The sequence below is a fragment of the Rhizobium sp. NZLR1b genome (assembly GCF_019685155.1).
Taxonomy (GTDB): Bacteria; Pseudomonadota; Alphaproteobacteria; order Rhizobiales; family Rhizobiaceae; genus Rhizobium.
The window spans coordinates 364,510-388,344 of sequence record NZ_JABDWC010000001.1; the positions used below are offsets into that span (position 1 = coordinate 364,510).

The following is a 23,835-nucleotide window of genomic DNA, read 5'->3' on the forward strand; positions in this document are numbered from 1 at the left end:
GTTTGGGGATAGACAGCGGCCACCTATTATATTGTCAGCAGTGTCGCTACAGCGATTTTGCAATAAGTTGATATTTTCAGTCTTGTTTTGGACGCGTCCCGTGGCTATACGGCGGCGGCATACACTCACGCACCGGGATCCTTACGTGACCAGCCTCAAATCACTCTTGGCCGCCTGCGGCCTCTCAACCGTGATCGGCCTTGCCGCAACTCCCTCACTGGCCGGTTCGACGACTTACCCGCTGACGCTCGAAAATTGCGGCGCTGAGGTAACGTTCAAGAAGGCGCCCGAGCGGGCGATTGGCCTCGGCCAGAACAGCGCTGAAATTCTGCTGCTGCTCGGCCTCGAGGACAAGATGGCCGGCACCGCTTTCTGGCCGAGCAAGGTCTTGCCGCAGGTTGCCGAAGCCAATGCCAAGGTCAAGCTTCTGACCGTCGAGATGCCGACCTTCGAATCGATCCTCGCCGAAAACCCCGACTTCGTGGCGGCGGCCCTGCCGAGCCTGGTCGGGCCGAACAGCAAGGTCGCCAAGCGCGAGGATTTCGACAAGATCGGCGTCGTCACCTATCTCTCGCCCAGCACCTGCCTCAGCACCAAGGACGTGAAGGACCAGTATGGCAGCCGCGCCGAGTTGTGGAACATGGATCTTCTCTACAAGGAGATCGACGAACTATCGCAGATCTTTAACGTCGCCGATCGCGGCCAGGCGCTGATCGCCGACTTCAAGGCGCGTGAGGCCAAGCTTCGTTCCAGCGTCTCGAAGGACGGCAAGAACCTCTCCTACGTCTTCTGGTTCTCCAGCCCCAGCCCGTCCGCCGACGCCTATCTCGGCGGCAAGAACAGCGCCTCCGGCTTCATCGCCGACCTGCTCGGCGGACACAATGCGATATCAGCGGAAGCGGAATGGCCGACGCTCGGCTGGGAAGCCATCATCGCCGCCAATCCCGACGTCATCGTCGTTGCCAGCCTCGACCGCAACCGCTGGGAGCTCGACAAGCCGGAGGCCAAGATCAACTTCCTCAACACCGATCCGGCCGTCAGCCAGATCACTGCCGTCAAGAACAAGGCGATCGTCGTTATGGACGGCCAGGCGATGAACCCTACCGTCCGTACGATCTACGGCGCCGAGCAGGTTGCAGGCCGGTTGAAGGCTCTCGGTCTGTTGAAGTGACGGAAGCGGGCCGTATCTTCCGGCAGCTGGGAACCGCCGTCGCGCTGCTCCTCGCCTCCTTGTGCCTCGTCGCTGTCGCCATTGGCGTCAGCGTCGGGATCGGCGACTTGCCGATCCCGCTTGCAACGACGTTTTCGGCCGTCACCAACCGGCTTGGATGGACCGCGGTCGAGCTGAACCGCATCCACGAGACGGTCATCTGGGATTATCGCCTCAGCCGGGCGCTCGTCGCCGCCTTCTGCGGCGCCGGGCTGGCGCTGTCGGGCGCCACCATGCAGTCGCTGCTGCGCAATCCGCTGGCTGAACCCTATGTGCTCGGCATCTCCGCCGGCGCCTCCACAGGCGCGGTGGCAATCGTCATCCTCGGGCTCGGCGCGGGCGCGGTATCATTGTCGGCCGGAGCCTTTGCCGGCGCCTTCGCCGCCTTCTTCTTCGTGGCGCTGCTCTCGAACGGCACGCGCGGCGGGGCCGACCGCATCATCCTTGCCGGCGTCGCCGCCTCGCAGCTTTTCAACGCCACCACCTCCTATATCGTCACGACCTCGGCCAATGCACAGCAGGCCCGTGACGTGATGTTCTGGCTGCTCGGCAGTTTCGGCGGCGTGCGCTGGCCGGAATTCGCGCTGGTCTCGGTCGTCGTCGGCATCGGCCTCGCCGCCTGTCTGTTCTACGCCCGCGTACTCGACGCCTTCGCTTTCGGCGACGAGGCGGCATCCTCGCTCGGCGTCAATGTCGGCCGCGCCCGCATGGTGCTCTTCGCGCTGACGGCGATGATGACGGCGACGATCGTCAGCATGGTGGGCTCGATCGGCTTCGTCGGCCTCGTCGTTCCGCATGTCGCCCGCTTTGTCGTCGGGCCGCTCCATATTCGCCTGCTGCCGGCCTGTGCCATCGCGGGAGCGATCTTCATGGTGCTCGCCGACATTGCCGCGCGCGCCCTCATTCCCAACCAGATCCTGCCGATCGGCGTCGTCACGGCACTGGTCGGCGTTCCGTTCTTCTCGATCATCCTCTACCGGTTCCAGCGCGCGTCATGAGCATCAAGGCCGACAACCTCATCTGGAAAATTGGCAGGAAGACCATTCTGGACGGCGCTTCCCTGGAGGCGCAGCCGGGCCAGATGCTCGGTCTGCTCGGCCCCAATGGTTCGGGCAAGACTTCGCTGCTGCGGCTCCTCGCCGGCCTGAAGCGGCCGCATGCCGGCCGCGTCACGCTCGACCGCAATGATATCGGCGCGATTAGCCGCCGCTCGATCGCCCGCCGCATCGCCTTCGTCGAGCAGCATGCCACGACAAATGCCAATCTGAAGGTCGTCGACGTCGTCAAGCTCGGCCGGTTTCCGCATCGGTCGATGTTCTCAGGCTGGGCCGGGGCTGACGAAGAGGCGGTCGAAGGCGCGCTGGCGCGCGCCGGCATGGCGGAGAAACGCGACGATCGCTGGCAGAGCCTGTCGGGTGGTGAAAAACAGCGCACCCATATCGCAAGGGCGCTCGCCCAGTCGCCCCAAGAGCTGATCCTCGACGAGCCCACGAACCATCTCGATATCCAGCACCAGATCGGCCTGATGCGGCTCGTCTCCGGCCTGCCGATCACCAGCATCGTCGCGCTGCACGATCTCAACCATGCCGCCATGTTCTGCGATCAGCTGATCATCATGCAGCGGGGCAGGATCGTCGCCTCCGGCGCACCGCAGGACGTGCTGAGCGAAAACCTCCTGCGCGATGTCTTTTCCGTCGAGGCCCGCATCGAAGCCTCACCCCATCATTCCCGCCCGCACATCCACTATCTCAGATGAGAGTAGCTGAAGCCGCTCTCATGTCACGATCTGCAGCGGCAAAGCGGTCGTCTTTTTCAGCGTCTTGAGGACAATGCTTGACTTGACCGACGCCAGATTGTCGGTGACCCGGATCATTCTTTCGAGAAACTGGCTGAGATGGTCGAGGTCGCGCGTCATGACCTTCATCAGAAAATCGGCGTCCCCCGTCTGCGAATAGCACTCCAGAATCTCCGGCGCCGTCTCGATGAAGCGATGAAGCCGCTCGTTTCCGCCTTCCGTATGCGCTCTGAGGCTGACAAGAGTATGAGCGACGACGCTGAAACCCAACTTTGCGGGATTGAGGATGGCAACGACATTCTGAATGTACTGCTCGTTGCGCAGCCTTTCCAAACGGCGCGCGCATTGGGTCGCAGAAAGATTGACCTGCTGCGACAACTCGCTCTGCGTCATCTCGCTGTTCTGCTGGAGCGCGGCAAGCAATTTGATGTCGAACTGGTCAAGCATGGTCACGATCCCCAAAAGAGGTGAATTTCTGCGCATTATAGCTACGACACGCCGATTATCTTCATATTTATGTTGAAGCAGGGAGATAATCGCAGAAATTCGCCGCAGGAGTTCAGTTAATCTCCGACCAAGAGATGGAACGGAGGTGGACTTATGTTTGACCAACTGAATAGCCGGCCAGCCGACAGCCTACTTGCCCTGATCAAGGCCTTTCACGCCGACGATCGCAGCGGAAAGGTCGACCTCGGCGTCGGCGTCTATCGCGACATCATGGGACGCACGCCGGTGATGCGTGCCGTGAAGGCAGCGGAGCAGTTTCTTCTCGAGACCCAGGACAGCAAGAAATACCTTGGCCCGGAAGGCGATCTGCAATTCGTGCGCCTGCTGCAGCCTATTATTTTCGGAAAATCACCGACGTTCGGTCATCGCCTTGTCGGCATTCAGACACCGGGCGGAAGCGGTGCGCTGCGTCTAGGCGCCGAACTCATCCAAACAGCAAATCCGTCGGCGAAGGTTCTGCTCGGGACGCCGAGCTGGCCAAACCATGCGCCGATCTTCGGCGCAGCGCGTTTGCCGGTCAAGGCGTACGCCTTTGTCGACCTGACGTTACAGCAGGTGAAATTCGAAAGCGTCATCGAAGCCTTGTCTTCCGCGGGGGAAGGCGACGTCGTGCTCCTTCACGGTTGCTGCCATAATCCGACCGGCATCGATTTCACCATGGAGCAGTGGCGGCAGATCACCGCACTGCTTGTTGCACAGAAGCTGGTGCCGTTCATCGATCTTGCCTATCAGGGGCTCGGCGACGGTCTGGAACATGACGCCGCGCCGACACGCATGATCCTCGATGCCGTCGATGAGGCGCTGATCGCTTATTCCTGCGACAAGAACTTTGGCCTTTATCGCGAGCGTGTCGGCGCGCTCTATGTCATGGCCCGCAATGTCGACGACACCGGGAAGGCCGAAAGCAACATGGCGGCCCTTGCCCGTGTCAACTGGTCTATGCCGCCCGACCATGGCGCCGCGATCGTCAGAACCATCCTCGAGAGTGACGAAATGTCGGCAATGTGGCGCGCCGAACTCGAGGAGATGTGCCAGCGCGTCAACGGCAATCGTGCGGCGCTTGCCGCCGCTGCTCCCGATCTGGCGTTCATTAGCCAGCAGCGCGGTCTGTTCTCCAATCTCTCCATGTCGAAAGAAACGGCAGTAGCGCTTCGAGCCAAGCACGGCATCTATATGGCCGATTCCGGTCGTATGAACCTTGCGGGCATGCAGCCGGACGATGCCTGCGCCATCGTCGCCGCACTTCGCGCTGAAGGCTGCCTAAAATCATCGATGTCGGCCTAAGCGAACTCAAGCCTTTGAGGTTTTAAAATGAGCAGGAAAGAAACGACCGGCCAGGCGATGACCCGTTCGCTCATCGGCCATCGGATCGACACGGTCTTCGGCATCCCGGGCGCCCATATGTATGATTTCAACGATGCCCTCTACGGTGCCAGCGACAAAGTTCGGTTCATCCACACCAGGCACGAACAGGGCGCCGGATATATGGCCTACGGCTATGCCAAATCCACCGGCCGGATCGGCGCCTACACCGTCGTGCCCGGCCCCGGCGTCCTCAATTCCGGCGCGGCTCTGTGCACGGCTTACGGCGCCAATTCGCCGGTGCTTTGCATCACCGGCAACATCATGTCCCATTTGATCGGTCAGGGCAGAGGACAGTTGCACGAGCTGCCGGATCAACTCGCGACGATGCGCGGGATTACCAAGACGGCGGAGCGCATCAATCACCTGTCGGAGGCCGGTCCTGTCATGGCCGACGTCGTCAGCAAGATGCTTTCCGGCCGCCAGGGTCCGGGAGCGGTCGAAGCCCCTTGGGATGTATTTGGCCAATCCGGCCCTGAAATCGAACTTCCCATCGGTTCGAGAGCCCCTCACCCAGCAGTCAACCACGATCAGGTCGCTGCCGCAGCCGCGCTGATATCAGGCGCCAAGAACCCGATGATCATGGTTGGCGGCGGTGCCGTAGATGCCGGCGCCGAGATCGCCGCGCTTGCAAAATTGCTGCAATCGCCCGTCACCTCCCATCGTTCCGGCAAGGGCATCGTCGCCGACGACCACCCGAACACCCTGAATTTTGTCGCCGCCTATGAATACTGGAAGAACACCGACGTGCTGATCGGGATCGGCAGCCGGCTCGAATTGCAGTTCATGCGATGGAAGTGGCTCCCCAAGGGCCTCAAGGTGATCCGCATCGATATCGATCCGACCGAGATGGTCCGCCTCAAGCCGAATGTCGGCATTGTCGCCGATGCCAAGGCAGCGACGCAAGCTCTGCTCGATACCCTGGCAGAATCGCCCAGCAAGGATCGCACCCGCGAATTTGCCGATCTCAACAAAGGCGCCAAGTCCCGGTTCTCGGAAGTGCAGCCGCAGCTTGCCTATCTCCATGCCATTCGCCAAGCCCTGCCGAGGGACGGCTTCTTCGTCGAGGAGGTCAGCCAGGTGGGCTTTACCGCCCGGTTTGCCTTCCCGGTCTATGGTCCGCGCCAATATGTGACATGCGGTTATCAAGACAATCTGGGTTTCGGCTTCAACACGGCCTTGGGTGTAAAAGTCGCCAATCCCGACAAAGCTGTGGTCTCTGTTTCAGGCGATGGAGGCTTCATGTTCGGCGTTCAGGAGCTTGCCACTGCCGTCCAGCACAAGATCAATGTCGTCGCTATCGTCTTCAACAATTCCGCCTATGGCAATGTGTTGCGAGACCAGAAGCAGGCATATCAAGGCCGCTATCTCGGCTCGGACCTGACCAATCCTGATTTTGTCGCTCTTGCCGAGAGCTTCGGTATCCGCGCATTCAAGGTGACGAGCCCCGGCGAATTGAAAGCCACCATCGAGAAAGCTCTGTCTCTCGACGAACCGGTTCTCATCGAGGTTCCGATCGAAAAGGGATCAGAGGCGAGCCCCTGGCCTTTCATTCATCCGGCTCCGCACGCCGATTGATGCCCATCAAGACGATGGTCCCTTGAGAAAGATCGTCGCCAGCGGCGGCAGCGTCAACGACAGGGAGGCTGCCCTGCCGTGGGCGGGGACCGGTTCGCTCGACAGCGCACCGTTGACGAGGCCGGAGCCGCCATATTCCCGCGCATCCGTCGTTATCCCTTCGACCCACACTCCATCCTTCGGCACGCCGATCCGGTAGCCGTAACGCGGCACCGGTGTGAAGTTCGAGACGACCAGGAGAGAGGAAGTGCGATGGGGGGCATAACGGAGCATGCCGAGGACGGAATTGACGGCGTCGTCGGCTGCCGCCCATTCGAAGCCCTCGGGATGAAAGTCGCCGAATTGCAATGCGGCTTCGTCCCTGTAAAGGCTGTTCAGATCCTTCACCAGCCGCTGAATGCCGACATGCTGGGGCCGATCCAGTACATCCCAGGTCACCGAAGCGTCGTGGTTCCATTCGCCCGGCTGGGCGATTTCGCTGCCCATGAACAACAGTTTCTTGCCGGGATGTCCCCACATGAAAGCGAGATAGCTGCGCAGATTGGCGAATTTCTGCCATTCGTCGCCCGGCATCTTCGTCAGCAGCGAGCCTTTGCCATAGACGACCTCGTCATGGGAAATCGGCAGTATGAAGCGCTCCGAATAGGCATAGATCATGCCGAAGGTCATCGTGCCATGATGATGGCTCCGATAGACCGGATCCTTCTCGATGTAGCTCAGGCTGTCATGCATCCAGCCCATGTTCCATTTGATGTCGAAACCGAGGCCGCCCTGCTCGGGTGGCTTCGTGACACCAGGCCAGGCCGTCGATTCCTCGGCGATTGTCATCGCATGCGGGCAGCGCTCGTGAATGATGCTGTTCAGGTGCTTGAAGAATTCGACCGCTTCCAGATTTTCGCGGCCGCCATATTGATTGGGAACCCACTCGCCTTCATTGCGGCTATAGTCACGGTAAAGCATCGATGCCACGGCATCGACGCGCAACCCGTCGATATGGTAGCGCTCCAGCCATTCCAGCGCGCTGGCGATCAGGAAGCCTTTGACCTCGTTGCGGCCGAGATTGTAGATCAGCGTGTTCCAGTCGCGGTGAAAACCCTCGCGCGGATCCTCGTGCTCGTAGAGCGCGCTGCCGTCGAAGCGGGCAAGTCCCCAGACGTCTGTGGGAAAGTGGGCCGGCACCCAGTCGAGGATGACGCCAAGCCCCGCCCCATGGCAGCGGTCGACGAAATAGGCGAAATCCTCAGGCGTCCCATATCGGCCGGTCGGGGCAAACAGGCCAAGCGGCTGATAGCCCCAGGAGCCGCCGAACGGATGCTCCATAATCGGCAGCAGCTCGATATGGGTAAAGCCCATGTCACGAGCATAGGGGACAAGCCGCTGGCTGAGCTCAACCCAGTCGAGCGACCTGTTACCGTCTTTCTGGTCGCGGAGCCAGGAGCCGACATGCACCTCATAAACCGAGACCGCGCCCTCCAGCCTCGCCTGCCGGGATCGGCCCTTCATCCAGCCGTCATCGCTCCATCGAAATGGCGTCGACGATGCGACGATGGACGCTGTGGATGGGGCGGCCTCGCTCGCCCTCGCCACCGGATCGGCCTTATGCGGCAGGCAGGTTCCAGCAGCATCGACGATCTCGAACTTGTATCGTTCGCCAGGCGCCAGCCGGGGAATGAACAGCTCCCAGACACCCGCCGACTGCCTCAGCCGCATCGGGTTTCGCCGACCGTCCCAGGCGTTGAAGTCGCCAACGACCGAGACGCGCCGCGCGTTCGGGGCCCACACGGCGAAACGAACGCCTGATATGCCGTCGATCGACATCGCCACGGCGCCGAGCGTCCGGCTCAGACTATAGTGGGTGCCCTCCGAGATCAGATGGAGGTCGAGTTCTCCGAGCAACAGGCCGAAACTATAGGGGTCCTCGGTGATCTGCACCGCATCCGGCCACGTGATCCGCAGGCGGTATCCCGCCCTGGCGACCGTCGCCGCCGCAAACAGGCCGGACGGGTGGGCGATGCTGAAAGGCGCCACCACTCGACCGCTCGCCGCCTCGATGAGATCGACCGCGTCGGCGCCGGGCAGGTAAACGCGCACGATCGTCATGCCGCTACTCTCATGGGGGCCGAGGATCGAAAAAGTATCGCCGTGGCGTCCCTCGATCAGAGCCTGGAGCTCATCCTGTCCGATGCCCGCCAGCAGTTCCGAGCGCTCAACATTCATGCCGGGACCCCCGCCAGACGCGAAACGATTTCGGTGAAGCCGGAGAGCGGAATGGGAAGCCATTTCGGCCGGTTGCGGGCTTCATAGGCGATCTCATAGGCGGCTTTTTCGAGAAGAAAGGCATCGAGAACCCTCCGTCGTTGACCGGACGGCATGTAAAGCGCCTTCGATGCCGACACCGCCTGCGAATAGGCGCCGAGGAACGCCTCCTCTACCTGGCGCCCGAAGCGGGCGATGGCGTCGCGCCGGACTTCGTTCTCGTGTTCGATGACGGCGTCGTTGTCGAGCTGGGCGGTGGCCACGAGATAGCTCAGCGATCTCAAAAGCCCGGCGACATCGCGCAGCGGGTTGGTCTTGGCGCGGCGCTCGGCCAGGTTTTTAGCAGGCTCGCCCTCGAAGTCGATGATGACGGCATCGCCCTCGCTGACGAGGATCTGGCCAAGATGGAAATCGCCATGCGTGCGAGTCATCAGCGTATGGCGTGCGGCCTCCGCAAGCGTCGCGGCAAGCTCGGCGAGTTCGGTGCGGCGCTCAAGAAGCGGTGCTGCGAGCAGGCCGATCGCGGGATCGGCATTCTCCTCGCGTTCGGCAAGTTTCGACATGGCATAAGCGACCTCGCCGGCAACCGCCTTCTTCATCGTGTCGACCTCGCTGTCGCCGGCGACGACGGGGCTAAAGGCTTCGTCCCCGGTCTCGCCGGCGAGCACGACATGCAGTTCGCCCAATCTCATGCCGACCATCGCGACGAAGCTGATCAGCGGCTGGAAGACGTCGTCGCCGGGCTGGACGGCCGGATCGTTGAGCACGAGTTCGTCTGCCCCACGGCGCAGGTTGTTCAGCATCCAGTTCCAGGCGTCCCCCTGATTGCGGATCGCGCCTTGGACGATGATCAATGTCGAACGGCGTCCGCTGGAATCCGTGTGCGCGACCTCGCCCAGCAAGGGGGCGGTGTGGTCATAGCCGGCGCGGGTGAGATAGCGCGTCATCTCGACCTCCGGATGGATTCCAGGAAAGATGTGCCTGATCAGTTTGATCATCGCGAGGTCGCCGACGATCAGCGAACTGTTGGACTGCTCGGCCGAGAGCCAATGGACCGGAAGGTCGTCGGTGACGGCCAGACGGTCGAGCCGCTCCGTGCCGAGAAATTCAAGTGTGCCGGTGCGGCCGGTAATGCGCGAGCGGTCGCCAAGCCCGCGCAGGATACCGCGCGCCATCGCCTCCACAGCAAATCCGTCCGTCAGGAAGCCGACCCGCCTGCCTTGGCGAATCCGTCCGAGCGCGAGCTGCTGGGTCAGTACGGAGGGTTGCGCATCGTCCCAGGCGACTGCCAGCGGCAGCTGGTAGGATTCGCTATGGTTCGGCAGCACGGCCTCCAATTCGCCGAGAACGATCCCGTCGGCAAACGGTATCGGCGTTGCGGAAATCAGGCGCGCCGCCTGAAGCGGCTGATCCTTCGCCCCGAACCACCGCCGCTTGCCGAGATAGGCAGGCAGAATTTCATTGCTGAGGACGCGTGCAAGCTTGGGTTCATCGACAAGATCGAGCAGGCCGCGGCGGATTACCATCGTCACCAGATCGGGAAGCTGCTCCGGCGGCGCGGTGCGCCATGCCGGCGGGTCGGCATCGGCCTCCAATTGGAACCAGAAGAATCCGTAGGGCGGCAGTGTCAGCAGATAGGTCAGCTGGCCGATCGGCGGAAAGGGCGACATGCCGGTCAATTCGATCGGCACGCGGCCCTCGAAACTCGAGAGGTCGAGTTCGACGGCCTGGGGCAGCCGTGAGAGATTTGCGACGCACATCAGGGTCTCGCCTTCATATTCCCTGAGATAGGCGAGGATCTTGCGGTTCTCCGGTGCGAGGAACCGCAACGAACCACGGCCGAAGGCCGGATGGCTGCCGCGCAGCGCCAGCATCTTGCGCGTCCAGTTGAGCAGCGAATGCGCGTCCGTGCTCTGCGCCTCGACGTTGACGGCCTCGAAACCGTAGAGCGGGTCGGCCACCGGCGGCAGGACGAGACGCGCCGGGTCTACCCTGGAGAAGCCGCCATTGCGGTCCGGAGACCATTGCATCGGCGTCCTGACCCCATCCCGGTCGCCGAGGTAGATATTATCGCCCATGCCGATCTCGTCGCCGTAATAGATCACCGGCGTTCCCGGCATCGAGAGAAGCAGCGCGTTCATCAGCTCGATCCGCCGGCGGTCGCGCTCCATCAGCGGTGCCAGGCGCCGCCTGATCCCGAGATTGATGCGGGCACGCTTGTCGGATGCATAGGTCTCCCAAAGATAGTCGCGCTCGGCGTCGGTCACCATTTCGAGCGTCAGCTCGTCGTGGTTGCGAAGGAAGATCGCCCATTGGCAGTTGTCGGGAATCTCAGGCGTCTGCCGCAGGATATCGGTGATCGGAAACCGGTCCTCCTTGGCGATCGCCATATACATGCGCGGCATCAGCGGGAAGTGGAAGGCCATGTGGCATTCGTCACCCTCGCCGAAATACTCGCGCGTGTCCTCCGGCCATTGATTGGCCTCGGCAAGCAGCATCACACCGGGATGGGTGGCATCGAGCGCAGCGCGGATGCGTTTGAGGATTGCGTGGGTTTCCGGCAAGTTTTCGTTGATCGTCCCCTCACGCTCGACGAGGTAGGGGATCGCGTCGAGGCGAAACCCGTCGATGCCGGTTTCCAGCCAGAAGCGCATCACCTTCAGGAGTTCCTCCATGACGAGCGGGCTGTCGAAATTCAGGTCGGGCTGATGCGAATAGAAGCGGTGCCAGTAGTAGGCGCCGGCGACAGCATCCCATGTCCAGTTGGATTTTTCCGTGTCTATGAAAATGATGCGCGTTTCCGGAAACTTCTGATCGGTATCCGACCAGACGTAGAAGTCGCGCTCCGGCGACCCCGCTGGCGCCTGGCGCGCGCGCTGGAACCAGGGATGCTGGTCAGAGGTGTGGTTGATGACGAGCTCGATAATGACGCGGATATTGCGCCGGTGGGCGGCATCGACGAAGGCGCGAAAATCCTCCACCGTCCCGTAGTCGGGGCTGACATTGCCGTAATCAGCGATATCATAGCCGTCGTCGCGGCGCGGAGAGGGAAAGAACGGCAGCAGCCAGATGGCGTTGACGCCGAGCGCTGCGATGTGATCGAGCTTCTGGTGCAGACCGGCAAAGTCGCCGACGCCGTCGCCATTGGCGTCGTAGAACGACTTGATATGCAGCTGGTAAATGATCGCATCCTTGTACCACAGCGGCTGATGCGAGCCATCGGTATTCGTCGTGTCCATTCATGCCTCCCTTGAGCGAATACGCCAGATCGCATAGGGCAGGACGTGGGGATTGAGCCCGATGCTCTGCCATTTGCCAGTCCACTTGAAACGATGCCCGCCGATCAGATCTTCGGCATCCAGCGTGCCGCCATCCCCGAGCGACCACTGCCAGAGCGGCAGCTCGACATCGCTTTGCTGGAAATTGTGGGGGTCGAGGCTGATGGCGATCAGCAGGACGTTGTCACGCGCACGGCTTGCCTTCTCGAAAAACAGGATATTGCCATTTCGTGCATTCAGCAGCGTCAGCCCGAGATGTGAATGCAGCGCGGTATTTTCACTCCGGATGCGGTTGAGCATGCTGATCTCGGCGATGATGTTGCCCGGTCGGTCGTAGTCCCAGGCGCGGATCTCGTACTTCTCGCTATCGGCATATTCCTTGCGCTTGGCATCGGGGCGCCCCTCGCAAAGTTCGAAACCGTTATAGACGCCCCACAGGCCCGAGAGGGTGGCGGCAAGGGCTGCGCGGATCAGGAAGGCCGGGCGCGGTGCGTTCTGCAGGAAATCCGGATTGATATCATGGGTGTTGACGAAAAAATGCGGGCGGAAGAATTCCTTCGCCGCCGTCTCCGTCAGCTCCCGCATATATTGCTCGAGTTCCCACTTGGCATTGCGCCAGGTGAAATAGGTGTAGGACTGGGAAAAGCCGATCTTTGCCAGCCTGTACATGACCTTCGGCTTGGTGAAGGCTTCCGACAGGAAGACGACATCGGGATGACGCGCCCTGATGTCTCCGATCAGCCATTCCCAGAACGGAAAGGGCTTGGTGTGTGGATTGTCGACGCGAAAAAGTTTGACGCCCTGGTCCACCCAAAGCTGGACGACATCCCTGAGCTCCACCCATAGCGAAGGTAGCGCATCCCTGGTGTAGAAATCGACGTTGACGATGTCCTCGTATTTCTTCGGCGGGTTTTCGGCATATTTGATCGTGCCGTCGGGACGCCAGTCGAACCAGCCAGGATGCTCCGTGAGCCAGGGGTGATCCGGCGACGCCTGGATTGCGAGGTCGAGGGCGATCTCCAGGCGATGCCGGCCCGCCGCCTCGATCAGCCGCCGGAAATCCTCGAACTCGCCAAGTTCTGGATGGATGGCATCGTGGCCGCCATCCTCCGAGCCTATGGCATAGGGGCTTCCGGGATCATCCGGCGCGGCTTTCAGGCTGTTGTTGCGGCCTTTGCGGTTGGTCGAACCGATCGGATGAATTGGCGGGAAATAGAGCACGTCGAAGCCCATATCGCGGATGGCCGGCAATCTCGCGATGACGTCGTCGAACGTGCCATGCCGGTCCGGATCGCCACTCTGCGAGCGCGGGAAGATCTGGTACCAGCTGGCAAAGGCGGCGGCCTCACGTTCGGCATCGACGGCGCTTGCCGCCGAGCAAAGCCGAAACGGCCGCCTGTCGGCCTTGTTCATCAGTTCCGATGTCTTAGGATCAAGCAGGATCGCCGCGCGCTCGGCATCCGGCGCGTGTTCGAGACGGTCGGCAAGGGCTTTCAATTCCGCGCTGAGCGCTGTGCTGGCCTGGGTCTCAGCCGAGCGGACGAGATTCACCCCCTCCTGCAGCTCGAGCTTCAGGTCCAGCCTGGCATCGTTCTTCTTCGTCAGTTCGTAGCGAAAGATCGCAAACAGGTTCCTCCATGCCTCGACGGCAAACTCATAGCGGCCGGTCCGCTCCAACAGGAATTCGGCGCGCCAGCGGTCGTTTTCGACCAGCTGCATCTCCGTCTCGTTCCAGTCCGCCGCATCGAGCGGCCGCCAGAGCAGGACGGCGGCGATCGGGTCGTGGCCGTCTGCGAATATATCTGCCTCGACGGTGACGATGTCGCCGACCACTCGCTTGACTGGGAAGCGCCCTTCATCGACGCGCGGCAGGATGTTTTCGATGGCGAGCCGCGGCGACGCCGTCGCCTGCTCGATATCGAGAATGGGCCGGGATGTGATCGGTGCCGGCGCTTTGCCTTCGATTACCAGGGTCTCCCCTGCCCGCAGCCGTAGAGCCGCGCTGCCGGCAGCCACGGGAAGAAAACCCGAAGCCGCTTCGCGAAGTGCCGTAACCGGAGCGGGCGCGCTTTTCCGAAGGTCCCTGTTGATTAAGATGAAGCGCACATTCTCCGTGCTGCGAAGGTCTTCCGCCTCGGATTGCAGAAGCGCTGAGACCGGGCCATTGGCGTTGCGGATGAGCCGAAGCGTTGCAGCGAAGGCATCTGGGTTCTTGCCGATTTCCGTGTTCGCAAGGCGAATTTGGGAGGAGATATCGAAAGCGAGGTCATGGCGCAGGCCTCGCAAGCCCGTTCCATTCCCATGGGTCGGATCGAGCGGCGTGGCTGCGCCATACTCGAAGCCCATCGGAACCATCACGCCACCACCGAGCGCGGCGGCAAGGCGCAGCGCACGGACGGCGCGCCGTTCGAGGATTTCGCGGCTCTCGGTTCCGTGCGCGATCCGCCGGGAGAATGGCGGCTCCGGAAAGGCGATCTGCCGGCCGAATAACGCCTGCACGCGGTGTTCTTCGATAAACCATCTCTCGTCGAAATCCCACCAGGCCATCGATGAAAAACATCCATCGAAGCCTGCATCCTTGACCGCTTCCCTCGCGCCGAAATCGGTGCCGGGGGTCCAGGCGAAGAATTGCGCGTCCGCCTTCTCGCGCACCGCCGAAATCAGCGATTTGAAGAGCGTCGGCGCGGCGCGATCGATCCCGAGCACCCGGTAGCCGGAGAGGCCTAGAGGGGCCAGTCTTCGCAGCCGTTCGGTCCATTCTTCCAATAGCCGGGATTGAGACTCCGCCGCCATCGCGGACATCGGCTCCGCCGGGTCTAATGGTGAGCGACGGGGGTCGACGGGATGAAAGCCCGCTTCGGGATCCCGAGACTTGCCATCGAGCATCAGGTCCATCATCAAGGCGACACCGCTCTTGCCGGCAGCCTCCGCCAAGCGCGCTACCCCATCCTCGACCGCGCTCCCGAGCGACAGCGGAGGATCGAGGCGATCGAAGTCCCGCGGGGCAAAGACGCTGCACTCCCCGCCCCGGTCGAAGAGAGGCGCCGTCAGCACACGATCGAAACCCGTATCCGCCGCATGGTCGAAAACCTCGCGCCATGCGTCGATGCCCTGAAGTAGAAGCGGATTGACATAATAGATCCGGGGTGGGGTGCTCAACACACCCTGGTTCGTAGAAAATGGCATCGGCCGCCGCCTCGAGTTGCTTTCCATGCAAACTTCCCTTGGCGGTGGTTGTTCCACCGAAACCGCCAATTCGCGATGCGCGACGATCACCGATCGCACCGACGTTCGCTCATCAACGGCGCTCAATAATGCAGAGAGTGCTTGAGGATTCATGCCGCTTTTGGGTAGTCTCGCCTCTCCCAGGAGGGTACCCATTTGGCTGTTGACGGCGCATCGGTGTTTCGAACGATACTCGTCACTGCAACGCTTGCAGCGTGCGTCTCGTCCCTCGCCTCCTGGAGCATCGATACCGATCGTTCGACTCCTCACAAGCACGGCCTGTTTGAGATCCGCGAGGAGGCCAGGCGTTTCATCTCGGGTGAGAACGCCAAGGGGAGCGAGCAATGGCAAGCGTTGGAGCCCAACGCCAAGGTGCTGGTTCCTCGATGCGCGGTCCCGCTCCAAACACAATGGACGCCGACGAGCCTCGGCCGTTCGAAACCCAGCGTCATGGTGATTTGCGCAGCCGCGGTGCCGAACACCGTGATGAAAACTTGGGATGTGCATGTTCCCGTAGAGCGGAAGTCGCACCATCCTTAAGGGCGGGCACCTGAGCAAGATTTGATGTACTGAATGAAAACACTTCGATTGCAATAGAGACAACCAGACGTGGATGTATCGGTAGAACTGTGCTCCTATCCCGAACTTGACGACCGGATCGTGATCGTTCGAGCGGGCGACGAAGTCGATGGCGTGTTTGTCCGGACCGAGAGGTTCAACGTCCTGATCGATACGCTCGGGACGCCCGAGCTATGCCGAATGGCGCTGGATCTGCTTGAAGAGAAGGCTGCAGCTCGCCCGCTGATGGTCATCAACTCGCACATGGATTGGGATCATTTCTGGGGAAATGCCGCCATTGCGGGCCGCGCTCCCATCATAGCGCATGCCGCGGCGCTCGACCGCTTGCGTGATCCCTCCGCGCAGCAGATCCTCAGAGACAAGGCCAGTCAGGAATCGAGATTTCGGAATGTCGAGCTCATCGGTCCCGATATCACCCTCTCCGGCTCGATGGTTCTCAACGGCGGCGATCTCACGCTCGAACTGATCCATACGCCCGGGCACACGCCCGACCATATCGCCGTATGGATCCCCGAACTTCGCATCTGCCTGGCGGTCGATGCGGTGGAATACCCCATTCCCGAAGTCTGGAGCAAAAGTGCCGAAGACCTTCGCCTGATCCGTTCCTCGCTGGAGCGTATCCGTGACCTCGATGCGAGACTGGTCATCCCCGCGCATGGCCAGACGTCTTCACCTTCAACGGTGAATGCGAACCTCGTCTATTTCGAAGCCTTGGCCGATCGTGTCGATGGGTTGAGCGAAAACCAACTGGCGGATGGACAACTCAGCCGCTCAAGCGACTTCCGGCTTGAAGATTTCGTCATCATTCCCGACGGGATGCCTTTGGATACGGTGACATTCTACCGGAACTGCCACGAGACAAATCTTGGCGCCACGGTTCAGGCCCATATCGAAAAACGGAATCACGCATAGGGGATAGCATGCAGGAGACCATGACGTGAAACCATTGGAGGGCGGGCGAGCCGGGCAGATCTGGCGTGACGGCAACACCGTCATCAGACCATCAGGCGTATGGACGCCGACGGTTCATCGGTTTTTGCGCCATCTCAGGACCAGAGACTTTCTGGGAGCGCCGGTGCCGATCGACATCACAGGGGAAGGCCAGGAGATCGTCAGCTACGTCTCCGGGCGCGTCTGCGAAGACTTGCGTGACCCATTTGTCGGATCAGAGACCATGCTGATTTCCGCGGCCAGGCTTCTGCGCGATTTTCACTCGGCGTCTCAAGGGTTTCTGGCAAGGGATGGCGAGGTCCAGACATGGATGCTGCCGCCGCAGGAACCGCGCGAGATCGTCTGCCACGGAGATTATGCGCCTTACAATGTCGCAACCGCAGAACATGAGGCTGTCGGGGTCATCGATTTCGACGCCGCCCATCCCGCGCCGCGCCTATGGGATCTGGCCTATGCTGTTTACCGCTGGGGGCCCTTGTCCGATCCTTCCAATCCCGGCGTGATATCAGGCCTTGATGAGCAGCTGCGGCGGACGGAAATCTTCTGCATGGCTTACGGCACGACGGCAGAAGAGCGGCGCCAGCTGCCGGAGACGATCTGCAGGCGGCTTCAGGCGCTCGTGAATTTCATGCAAACAAGGGCCTCGGCCGGAGACGAGACCTTCGTGGAGGACGTGGCCGCAGGAGACGATCGGCTGTATCTAAACGACATCGACTACATCAGCAAACATCGAGATCGGCTGCTGCGCGCGCTGCGGTGACGCGCCTCTGGCAATTACAGCCACTTCCTTCGGCGGAAAAAACCGAACAGACCCAGACACAAGACGGCAATGACACCCAGCACGAAGAAATAGCCATACTGGAATTTCAGTTCCGGCATATCGCTGAAATTCATGCCGTAGATACCGGCGATCGCGGTGGGAACGGCGAGGATCGCCGCCCAGGCGGCAAGCTTGCGGGCAATCGCCGTCTGCTCCGTCTGGCCGATCATCACACTGGCCTCGAAGGCGAAGGCCAGCACCTCGCGCAGCGCGTCGATATCCTCCTGGACCCGGCGCACATGATCGGTCACATCGCGAAACAGCGATTGCAGCGTCGGATCCATGCCGGGAAGATCGACATGCTCATATCGCCGGCAGACGTCGACGAGCGGCACCACGGCATTGCGCAGCCGCAGAAGCTTGCGGCGTAAGAGGTAAAGCCGTTCGATGTCGGACTTTGCCAGCTGTTCGCGCAGCACCAGATCTTCAAGTTTTTCGACCTCCTCCTGCACGACCTCGATCACCGGCATGTAGTTGTCGACGATGAAATCCAGGATGGAATAAAGAATATAATTCTCGCCGTGGGCCAGCGCCGTCGGCGTCGCCTCGCACCGCTGCCGCACCGCCAGGTACGAGGACGAGTCCCCGTGGCGGACCGAGACGACATAACCGCGACCGACGAACAAATGCGTTTCGCCGAAGACGATTTCGTCATCCTTCATATGGGCGGTCCGGGCAACGATGAACATTGCGTCCCCATAGGTCTCCAGCTTCGGTCGCTGGTGGGGCTGTGCCGCGTCCTCGATCGCCAAGGCATGGAGATTGAACTCGGCCTGGACCTGGTGCAGCAGCACTTCATCCGGCTCGTGCAGGCCGATCCAGACGACGGCATTCTCCCGGCCTCGCCATTCACCGGCCTCTTCTATCCTGATGTCGCGAATGCGTTGCCCATGCTGGTAAACGGCAGCAGCCACGACGCCGGGACGTTCATAGGGCGGCGATGTCGAACCGCTGCCGGCCCGCGGGGAAATGCTGTCCAGATTCTTCAGCTGTTCCAAATCCTGCCGTCCTCCACTCCCGCACGGATCACATATCCGCAGCCATCCGTCTGCCGGTCAGGCGGTCAGCCCATCATAATGCTATTTCGTAAAACATGCATCTGCCTCGATGTGGAGGGCTGACCCAGCGCCTTCATCGTGGCAAGGCGCGTGCAATCACGTATCCGTGGAAATATCGTCCCAGTCCTGATCCATGTAGCCGATCAGCCAGTTGAGAGCGTAGTGGCGTGCGTAGACAGCCCCCTGAGCGCAAAAGCGACATAGGCTTTCCAAAAAGGTGGTAAACGGCGTTTTACATATTGAGCAAATCGTTAAATTGTTTTTGTTAGAAACTCCTCATCCAGTCCGGTCAGAAGCCGGAAGTTCGATCGAGGACTTTCAATGCGCCGCCCAAACATCAAATCAAGTTTGCTGTTGATTTTCAGTGGCATAGCTCTTCTTTTCGGCCTTGTCGCCTATCTCGCGGTCGATGGTCTTCGGAAGACGAACGGATCGACGGAAGAGATTGCCAGTAATTGGTTGCCGAGCGTACAGGCTTCCCAGGCGATCAATCTCGCCATGACGAATTTGCGCCTCGTTTACCGCGATCACATCATTGCGCAGACGGAGGCGGAAAAGAAAACACGCGAAGAGGCCATCAAGGTCGCCGAGGATGCGATTCGCAAATCGGCGGACGCCTACCTTCCTCTGGCTTCATCCGACCACGAGCGCGAGTTGATCAAGACGATCGATGAAAGCGTCGAAGGCTACATCGCCAGTAGCGCGCAGTTGCTTGATCTTTCCCGCGCCAACAAGACCGAAGAAGCCGGGAAATATCTCGGCGGGGAGATGCGCTCCTATTCGGACAAGCTCAAGGAAGCCACAGCGGCCCTGGTCGAGTTGAACGTCAGTGGCAGCAAGAAGGCTGCCGACCTCAGCAAGGAGACCTTCGCCTCCATAGAATTCTACCTGCTTGCAACGATCGGTGTTGCCGGATTGCTCGTTCTCGGCGCTGTCGCCTTCGTGCTGAAGAGCATCGCCAATCCGATTACCGGCATCACCGCTTCGATGCGACGGCTGGCCGACGGGGACACCGGTTCGGAGATCCCGTTCGCCGACCGCGCCGACGAAATCGGGTCGATGGCGGAGGCGGTCGAAATCTTCCGCCAGGCCGCGATCACCAACAAGCGGATGGCGATGGAAGCCGAGGAGAATCGCAATAGAGCGGAGACCGACCGCGTTGCCGCACAGAGGCAGGCCGAAGCCGACGCCTCGGAGCGGCTACGCATCGCCACCTCGGGCCTCGCCGCCGGTCTAAAGCGGTTGGCCGCAGGCGACCTGGCCTTCCAGCTCAACGAGGCCTTCGCACCCGACTTCGAGGCGCTGCGCCGTGACTTCAACCAGTCTGTCACGCAGCTTGGCACAACGCTTCGAGCGATTTCCGAAAGCATCGGCACGATCGACGAAGGCTCGCGGGAGATCTCCTCAGGTGCGGGCGATCTTTCAAAACGCACGGAGGAGCAGGCAGCGTCGCTCGAAGAAACCGCGGCTGCGCTGGAAGAGATCACGGCGAATGTGTCGAACTCCAGCAAGCGAACCGAGGAGACGCGCACGGTCGCCACCGAGGCAAATCGCAGCGCCGGGATCTCCGCCGAGGTCGTGTCCCACGCCGAGGAGGCAATGGGGCGGATCGAAACCTCGTCTCAGCAGATTTCCAACATCATCAGTGTCATCGATGAAATTGCATTCCAGACCAATCTTCTCGCGCTGAATGCCGGCGTGGAAGCGGCAAGAGCCGGCGAGGCCGGCAAGGGCTTTGCCGTCGTCGCCCAGGAGGTGCGCGAACTTGCGCAGCGTTCCGCAACGGCTGCCAAGGAGATCAAGGGTCTTATCCAGAACTCGTCGAAAGAGGTGGAAAGCGGTGTCAAGCTTGTGCGCGACACCGGCCAGGCCCTGAAGACCATTGGTGGCTTCATCAGCCAGATCAATCACCATATGGATTCGATCGCCACCTCGGCGAAAGAGCAGTCGGTCGGCCTCAGCGAAGTCAACGTCGCCGTCAATCGCATGGATCAGACCACGCAACAGAACGCGGCCATGGTGGAACAATCGACCGCTGCCTCCGATTCGCTAGCCCAGCAGGCCCAGACGCTGCGCGAACTCATCAGCCAGTTCAGGCTCGACGACGCCGCATCTAGCCAATCCTCAGCCCTTCGCTCCACCGCTAGAACAATGGAACAACCAATGGCCCGCGCAACGGTGCATGCGGTTGCCGCACGCCGCTGAACTATCGGCAACAGGAGTCGATAAAGGGCGCGCGGCAATGCCGGGCGCCCTTCGTTTGTCATGACGCGAAGGCTGGATTGCGCCGCGCGCCCATTCTCAGCACGAAATAGATCGCCCCGCCGATTCCGACGCCGAAGAACCAGCCATAGGTACCCCACCAATCCGGCAGGATGCTGGTGAAGGTCGGCAGGATCGAGGAGAAAAGCGCGCCGACCGCGAATGCGATGAAGGCATTGCCGTGCCATCCGTTCTGGAAGCGGAACTCGCCATTCTCATGGTAAAGCGCCTCGACGTTCAGCTGGCTCTTGCGGATGAGATAGTAGTCCACCATCATGACGCCGAAGATCGGTCCCATGGTCGATCCGATGAAATTGACGAAATGCGCCGCACCTGTCTCCCAGGGGGCAAACGGGTAAAGCACGAGAGCGATCATTGCGGCGATATATCCCCCGCGTTTGAAGTTGATCTGGCGCGGGAAGACATTGGCGAAGTCGAAGGCCGGCGACACGAAATTCGCCACGACGTTAATGCCGAGCGTTGCGATCGCAAATGTCAGCGCCGCAAGCAGCGCCAGGAACCAGCTTTCGAATTTCGCCGATATCATTTCCGGATGCAGCAGGACCTCCCCGTAGACGGTGAAGGCGGCGGTGGTCGTCACACCTGCGACGAGGCAGAATGCCAGGAGATTGATCGGCAGCCCCCAAAGATTGCCTTTCCTGAGCGCCTTTTCATTCGTTGCGTAACGCGAGAAATCGCAGAAGTTCAGGTAGAGCGCCGCGAAATAGGTGATCCAGGTGGCGGACACGGCGGCAAGCGCTGCGACCGAGCCTGGCTCGCCCGGCACGCCGGCATCCTTGGTCTTTTCGATCAGCACGTCGCGCGGAATTTCGGCACCGAAGGAGAAGGTGCCTGATTTGACGACCAGATAGACCGCAAGGATCAGCATCATGATCCAGACGGCCGGACCGGCCCAATCCTGGAACTTGCGAACCGTTTCCATCCCCCGCTGAATGATCAGCAGCTGCAGCGCCCAGACGATCACATAGCAGATGAGTTCGAGGGTCGAGTGGCCGAGCATATGGCTGTTCTGATGAAAGGCGAGCAGGCTGTCGTTGCGGATCAGCAAGGCGACGATGGCGCCGGATGCAGCGGCGGTCTGCGCCCCGTACCAGAAGCAGGCGACCACGGCCCGGACAAGGGCCGGAACATTCGCCCCGAATGTGCCGAAGGAGGCGCGCGCCAGCACCGGAAAAGGTACGCCGGTGCGCACGCCGGCATTGCCGACCAAGCTCATCAACACGAAAATGACCAGCGATCCGATGCCGATAGCGATGACGAAATTGACGAAGCTGCCGCACAGCAGGAACAGGCTCGCCGCCAGATAATAGCCCCACAGGCTGTGAACGTCGGATGTCCAGACGTTAAAGATACTGAATGCACCCCATTTACGCTCCTCGGCGGGTGCAAGATCCTCGTTGTACAACGAGGGAGACGGATTTCGAATGCTCATGAATGCCCTCCCATATCCCTGAGGTCAAATCGACCACAGCCGGAAGTCTGCTCCTCCTTTGTGCATCTGACAATTTAATAGTCACATTATGCACATCTCTTGGCGATGCCTGAGAATTAGCCATCGCCGGAGCCGGATCGGTCCTTGGCGAAAGCGTTCACTGTGAGCCGACGACACGCCCAGCCAGGCGAAACGGGCTTGCAACCGCGGCACCTGCGGCGTCGAAGACGTAAGCGCCGACGTCACCAGCGGTCGAACGCCTGCCGCTCTCGAAGGAGGCGAGCTGCGCGCCGAACCTGGCGAGCGATGCGTAGCGGTCGTGCCCCAGCCCGTCGGACGCTTGGATCGACGTGATGTCGATGACCCGAAGCCTTTCCTTCACGGCAGCCTCCTCGACGACGGGATCGTCGATATCAAGGCGCCCGACGCGCGGCCGCTCTCCGGCGATGAAACTCGAGGCCACGAGCGCCCGGTCGTCCTTCGAAACGAGAAGCGATATCGGGATCGGCATCCGCCCGACGTCCTTCAGCTGGGCGCGGAAAACGTCGACATCGATGTCGGGGGCGGCAAGCAACACCGCCAGTTTGCCGATGACATCGTCGCGATGCTGCAGCTTGAGCTGGCGCACCGTTTCCATGACCAGAAACCCGCCCATGCTGTGTCCGAAAAGGACAATACGCTTCACCTTGCCCGAAGCCGACAGCGACGTGACGAGCGAGGCGAGTTCGGTGCGCGAAGACAGGGCCGCATCGCGGTCGGCGACATAGCCGGCGACCGCCGCGGCCGAAGGCCAGGAGAACAGAATCGGGGCACCCGGTATATTCGCATCCGCGGCGATCTGCGCGGTGCGGTAAAGCGCCTCCTGGTAACTGTAGTTGTAGCCATGCACGAAGATGCCAACGGTGCCGTCGGCCTGCACGGAACCGAGCGCCTGTTGCACGAAGGCATCCTTCGGCAGTTGCTCGCGCTCGATGACGGCAAATTGCCGCTCGGGATCCGGCGTCGCGGTCGGATAGGTGATCGCGGTATCCTTTCGGTCGGGAGGAACCGAAAACTCATACTCCTCATAGGTGAGCGTCTCGGCCCATGCGCTGCCGAAACCGCCGCGCACTCTGTCGGGGGTTCGATTCGTGGCGGCGAGGACCCTCACCCGATCCGGGGCCTTCTCGCCATGAACCTGCTTGTTCAGCGAAACGGGCTTATCGAGATGCACGGGTTGCAGGACATCCGGCGATGGCCGCGTGGCGCAGCCGCCAAGCATCGCCAGGGCGATGCCAACGGTGATGGCCGCAGCGATGCTCGGCGGACCAGCAGGAGTTCCCTTCGACACCTCTCGGGAATGCCGCTCCGCCATCGATCCATTCTTCCAAAGGTCGCTGGCGGTCACGAGTGTGGTTTTGCCCATGTCGTCACTCGGAGTGCGATTCCTGCTCCCGCGTGGGATGGCAATCGCTTGTGCCATCCCACGCATTGCGTTCCAGTCCGTGTTGCAGCCACGGCG

The 23,835-nt window shown here is 61.2% G+C and carries 16 protein-coding genes and 1 pseudogene; 9 read left to right on the top strand and 8 right to left on the bottom strand.

The window, feature by feature from the left end:
• Window positions 1-145 precede the first annotated feature (145 nt).
• From HJB84_RS01680 to HJB84_RS01690, 3 genes are read left to right on the top strand one after another with little or no spacing between them, the layout of a single operon-like run.
• Entirely contained in the window at window positions 146-1,171 is a 1,026-nt protein-coding gene (locus HJB84_RS01680) for an ABC transporter substrate-binding protein (RefSeq protein ID WP_207584702.1), read from the top strand.
• Window positions 1,168-2,208 carry an iron ABC transporter permease gene (locus tag HJB84_RS01685; RefSeq protein ID WP_207584701.1) on the top strand — a complete coding sequence of 347 codons (1,041 nt, stop codon included), beginning with the start codon at window positions 1,168-1,170 and terminating at the stop codon, window positions 2,206-2,208. The genes HJB84_RS01680 and HJB84_RS01685 overlap by 4 nt, the downstream gene beginning before the upstream one ends.
• Window positions 2,205-2,966, top strand: coding sequence for an ABC transporter ATP-binding protein (locus HJB84_RS01690; protein ID WP_221115092.1), 762 nt, complete (start codon window positions 2,205-2,207; stop codon window positions 2,964-2,966). The genes HJB84_RS01685 and HJB84_RS01690 overlap by 4 nt, the downstream gene beginning before the upstream one ends.
• Window positions 2,967-2,984: 18 nt before the next feature.
• Here the strand turns inward: HJB84_RS01690 and HJB84_RS01695 are convergent, their stop codons facing one another.
• Entirely contained in the window at window positions 2,985-3,452 is a 468-nt protein-coding gene (locus HJB84_RS01695) for an Lrp/AsnC family transcriptional regulator (RefSeq protein WP_207584699.1), read from the bottom strand.
• A 153-nt stretch (window positions 3,453-3,605) separates the two neighbouring features.
• Between HJB84_RS01695 and HJB84_RS01700 the strand changes: the two genes are divergently transcribed.
• Both HJB84_RS01700 and HJB84_RS01705 read left to right on the top strand, forming a co-directional pair.
• Window positions 3,606-4,796 carry an amino acid aminotransferase gene (locus HJB84_RS01700; protein ID WP_207584698.1) on the top strand — a complete coding sequence of 397 codons (1,191 nt, stop codon included), beginning with the start codon at window positions 3,606-3,608 and terminating at the stop codon, window positions 4,794-4,796.
• 27 nt (window positions 4,797-4,823) lie between these two features.
• Complete coding sequence (locus HJB84_RS01705; protein ID WP_207584697.1) at window positions 4,824-6,452, top strand: thiamine pyrophosphate-dependent enzyme; 1,629 nt, start codon at window positions 4,824-4,826, stop codon at window positions 6,450-6,452.
• Between the two features lie 6 nt (window positions 6,453-6,458).
• Here HJB84_RS01705 and glgB read toward each other — a convergent pair whose 3' ends face one another.
• From glgB to HJB84_RS01720, 3 genes are read right to left on the bottom strand one after another with little or no spacing between them, the layout of a single operon-like run.
• Window positions 6,459-8,669: a 1,4-alpha-glucan branching protein GlgB gene (gene glgB / locus HJB84_RS01710; RefSeq protein ID WP_221115093.1), complete on the bottom strand. Its 2,211-nt coding sequence runs from the start codon at window positions 8,667-8,669 to the stop codon at window positions 6,459-6,461.
• A complete protein-coding gene (gene treS / locus HJB84_RS01715) occupies window positions 8,666-11,947 on the bottom strand; it encodes a maltose alpha-D-glucosyltransferase (RefSeq protein ID WP_221115094.1) in 3,282 nt (1,093 codons plus the stop codon). Before treS ends, glgB begins: the two co-directional genes overlap by 4 nt.
• Window positions 11,948-15,172, bottom strand: coding sequence for an alpha-1,4-glucan--maltose-1-phosphate maltosyltransferase (locus HJB84_RS01720; protein WP_221115095.1), 3,225 nt, complete (start codon window positions 15,170-15,172; stop codon window positions 11,948-11,950). It lies immediately after the preceding gene.
• Between the two features lie 216 nt (window positions 15,173-15,388).
• Between HJB84_RS01720 and HJB84_RS01725 the strand changes: the two genes are divergently transcribed.
• The 3 genes from HJB84_RS01725 to HJB84_RS01735 all read left to right on the top strand — a co-directional run bounded on the left by HJB84_RS01725 (window position 15,389) and on the right by HJB84_RS01735 (window position 17,501).
• Complete coding sequence (locus tag HJB84_RS01725) at window positions 15,389-15,751, top strand: hypothetical protein (protein ID WP_207585194.1); 363 nt, start codon at window positions 15,389-15,391, stop codon at window positions 15,749-15,751.
• Between the two features lie 69 nt (window positions 15,752-15,820).
• Entirely contained in the window at window positions 15,821-16,702 is an 882-nt protein-coding gene (locus HJB84_RS01730; RefSeq protein WP_221115096.1) for an MBL fold metallo-hydrolase, read from the top strand.
• Window positions 16,703-16,727: 25 nt separating this feature from the next.
• A complete protein-coding gene (locus tag HJB84_RS01735; protein WP_207584692.1) occupies window positions 16,728-17,501 on the top strand; it encodes an aminoglycoside phosphotransferase family protein in 774 nt (257 codons plus the stop codon).
• A 14-nt stretch (window positions 17,502-17,515) separates the two neighbouring features.
• On the opposite strand, the gene HJB84_RS01740 is transcribed toward HJB84_RS01735, so the two are convergent.
• Window positions 17,516-18,559, bottom strand: coding sequence for a magnesium and cobalt transport protein CorA (locus HJB84_RS01740; RefSeq protein ID WP_207584691.1), 1,044 nt, complete (start codon window positions 18,557-18,559; stop codon window positions 17,516-17,518).
• Window positions 18,560-18,715: 156 nt separating this feature from the next.
• Window positions 18,716-18,805: pseudogene (locus tag HJB84_RS01745) on the bottom strand (DUF4272 domain-containing protein); the annotation flags it as partial.
• A 135-nt stretch (window positions 18,806-18,940) separates the two neighbouring features.
• Between HJB84_RS01745 and HJB84_RS01750 the strand changes: the two are divergent.
• Entirely contained in the window at window positions 18,941-20,824 is a 1,884-nt protein-coding gene (locus HJB84_RS01750) for a methyl-accepting chemotaxis protein (RefSeq protein ID WP_221115097.1), read from the top strand.
• A 58-nt stretch (window positions 20,825-20,882) separates the two neighbouring features.
• Here HJB84_RS01750 and HJB84_RS01755 read toward each other — a convergent pair whose 3' ends face one another.
• Window positions 20,883-22,334: an NCS1 family nucleobase:cation symporter-1 gene (locus tag HJB84_RS01755; RefSeq protein ID WP_221115098.1), complete on the bottom strand. Its 1,452-nt coding sequence runs from the start codon at window positions 22,332-22,334 to the stop codon at window positions 20,883-20,885.
• A gap of 157 nt (window positions 22,335-22,491) precedes the next feature.
• Complete coding sequence (locus tag HJB84_RS01760; RefSeq protein ID WP_259671003.1) at window positions 22,492-23,595, bottom strand: alpha/beta hydrolase; 1,104 nt, start codon at window positions 23,593-23,595, stop codon at window positions 22,492-22,494.
• Window positions 23,596-23,835: the final 240 nt, after the last annotated feature.

What these genes read in the sequence shown, in the direction of transcription:
- treS (WP_221115094.1), bottom strand. Translation starts at nt 11,947, where the DNA reads ATGGACACGACGAATACCGATGGCTCGCATCAGCCGCTGTGGTACAAG.
- HJB84_RS01750 (WP_221115097.1), top strand. Translation starts at nt 18,941, where the DNA reads ATGCGCCGCCCAAACATCAAATCAAGTTTGCTGTTGATTTTCAGTGGC.
- HJB84_RS01695 (WP_207584699.1), bottom strand. Translation starts at nt 3,452, where the DNA reads ATGCTTGACCAGTTCGACATCAAATTGCTTGCCGCGCTCCAGCAGAAC.
- HJB84_RS01690 (WP_221115092.1), top strand. Translation starts at nt 2,205, where the DNA reads ATGAGCATCAAGGCCGACAACCTCATCTGGAAAATTGGCAGGAAGACC.
- HJB84_RS01700 (WP_207584698.1), top strand. Translation starts at nt 3,606, where the DNA reads ATGTTTGACCAACTGAATAGCCGGCCAGCCGACAGCCTACTTGCCCTG.
- HJB84_RS01720 (WP_221115095.1), bottom strand. Translation starts at nt 15,172, where the DNA reads ATGCCATTTTCTACGAACCAGGGTGTGTTGAGCACCCCACCCCGGATC.
- HJB84_RS01705 (WP_207584697.1), top strand. Translation starts at nt 4,824, where the DNA reads ATGAGCAGGAAAGAAACGACCGGCCAGGCGATGACCCGTTCGCTCATC.
- HJB84_RS01755 (WP_221115098.1), bottom strand. Translation starts at nt 22,334, where the DNA reads ATGAGCATTCGAAATCCGTCTCCCTCGTTGTACAACGAGGATCTTGCA.
- HJB84_RS01760 (WP_259671003.1), bottom strand. Translation starts at nt 23,595, where the DNA reads ATGCTTGGCGGCTGCGCCACGCGGCCATCGCCGGATGTCCTGCAACCC.
- glgB (WP_221115093.1), bottom strand. Translation starts at nt 8,669, where the DNA reads ATGAATGTTGAGCGCTCGGAACTGCTGGCGGGCATCGGACAGGATGAG.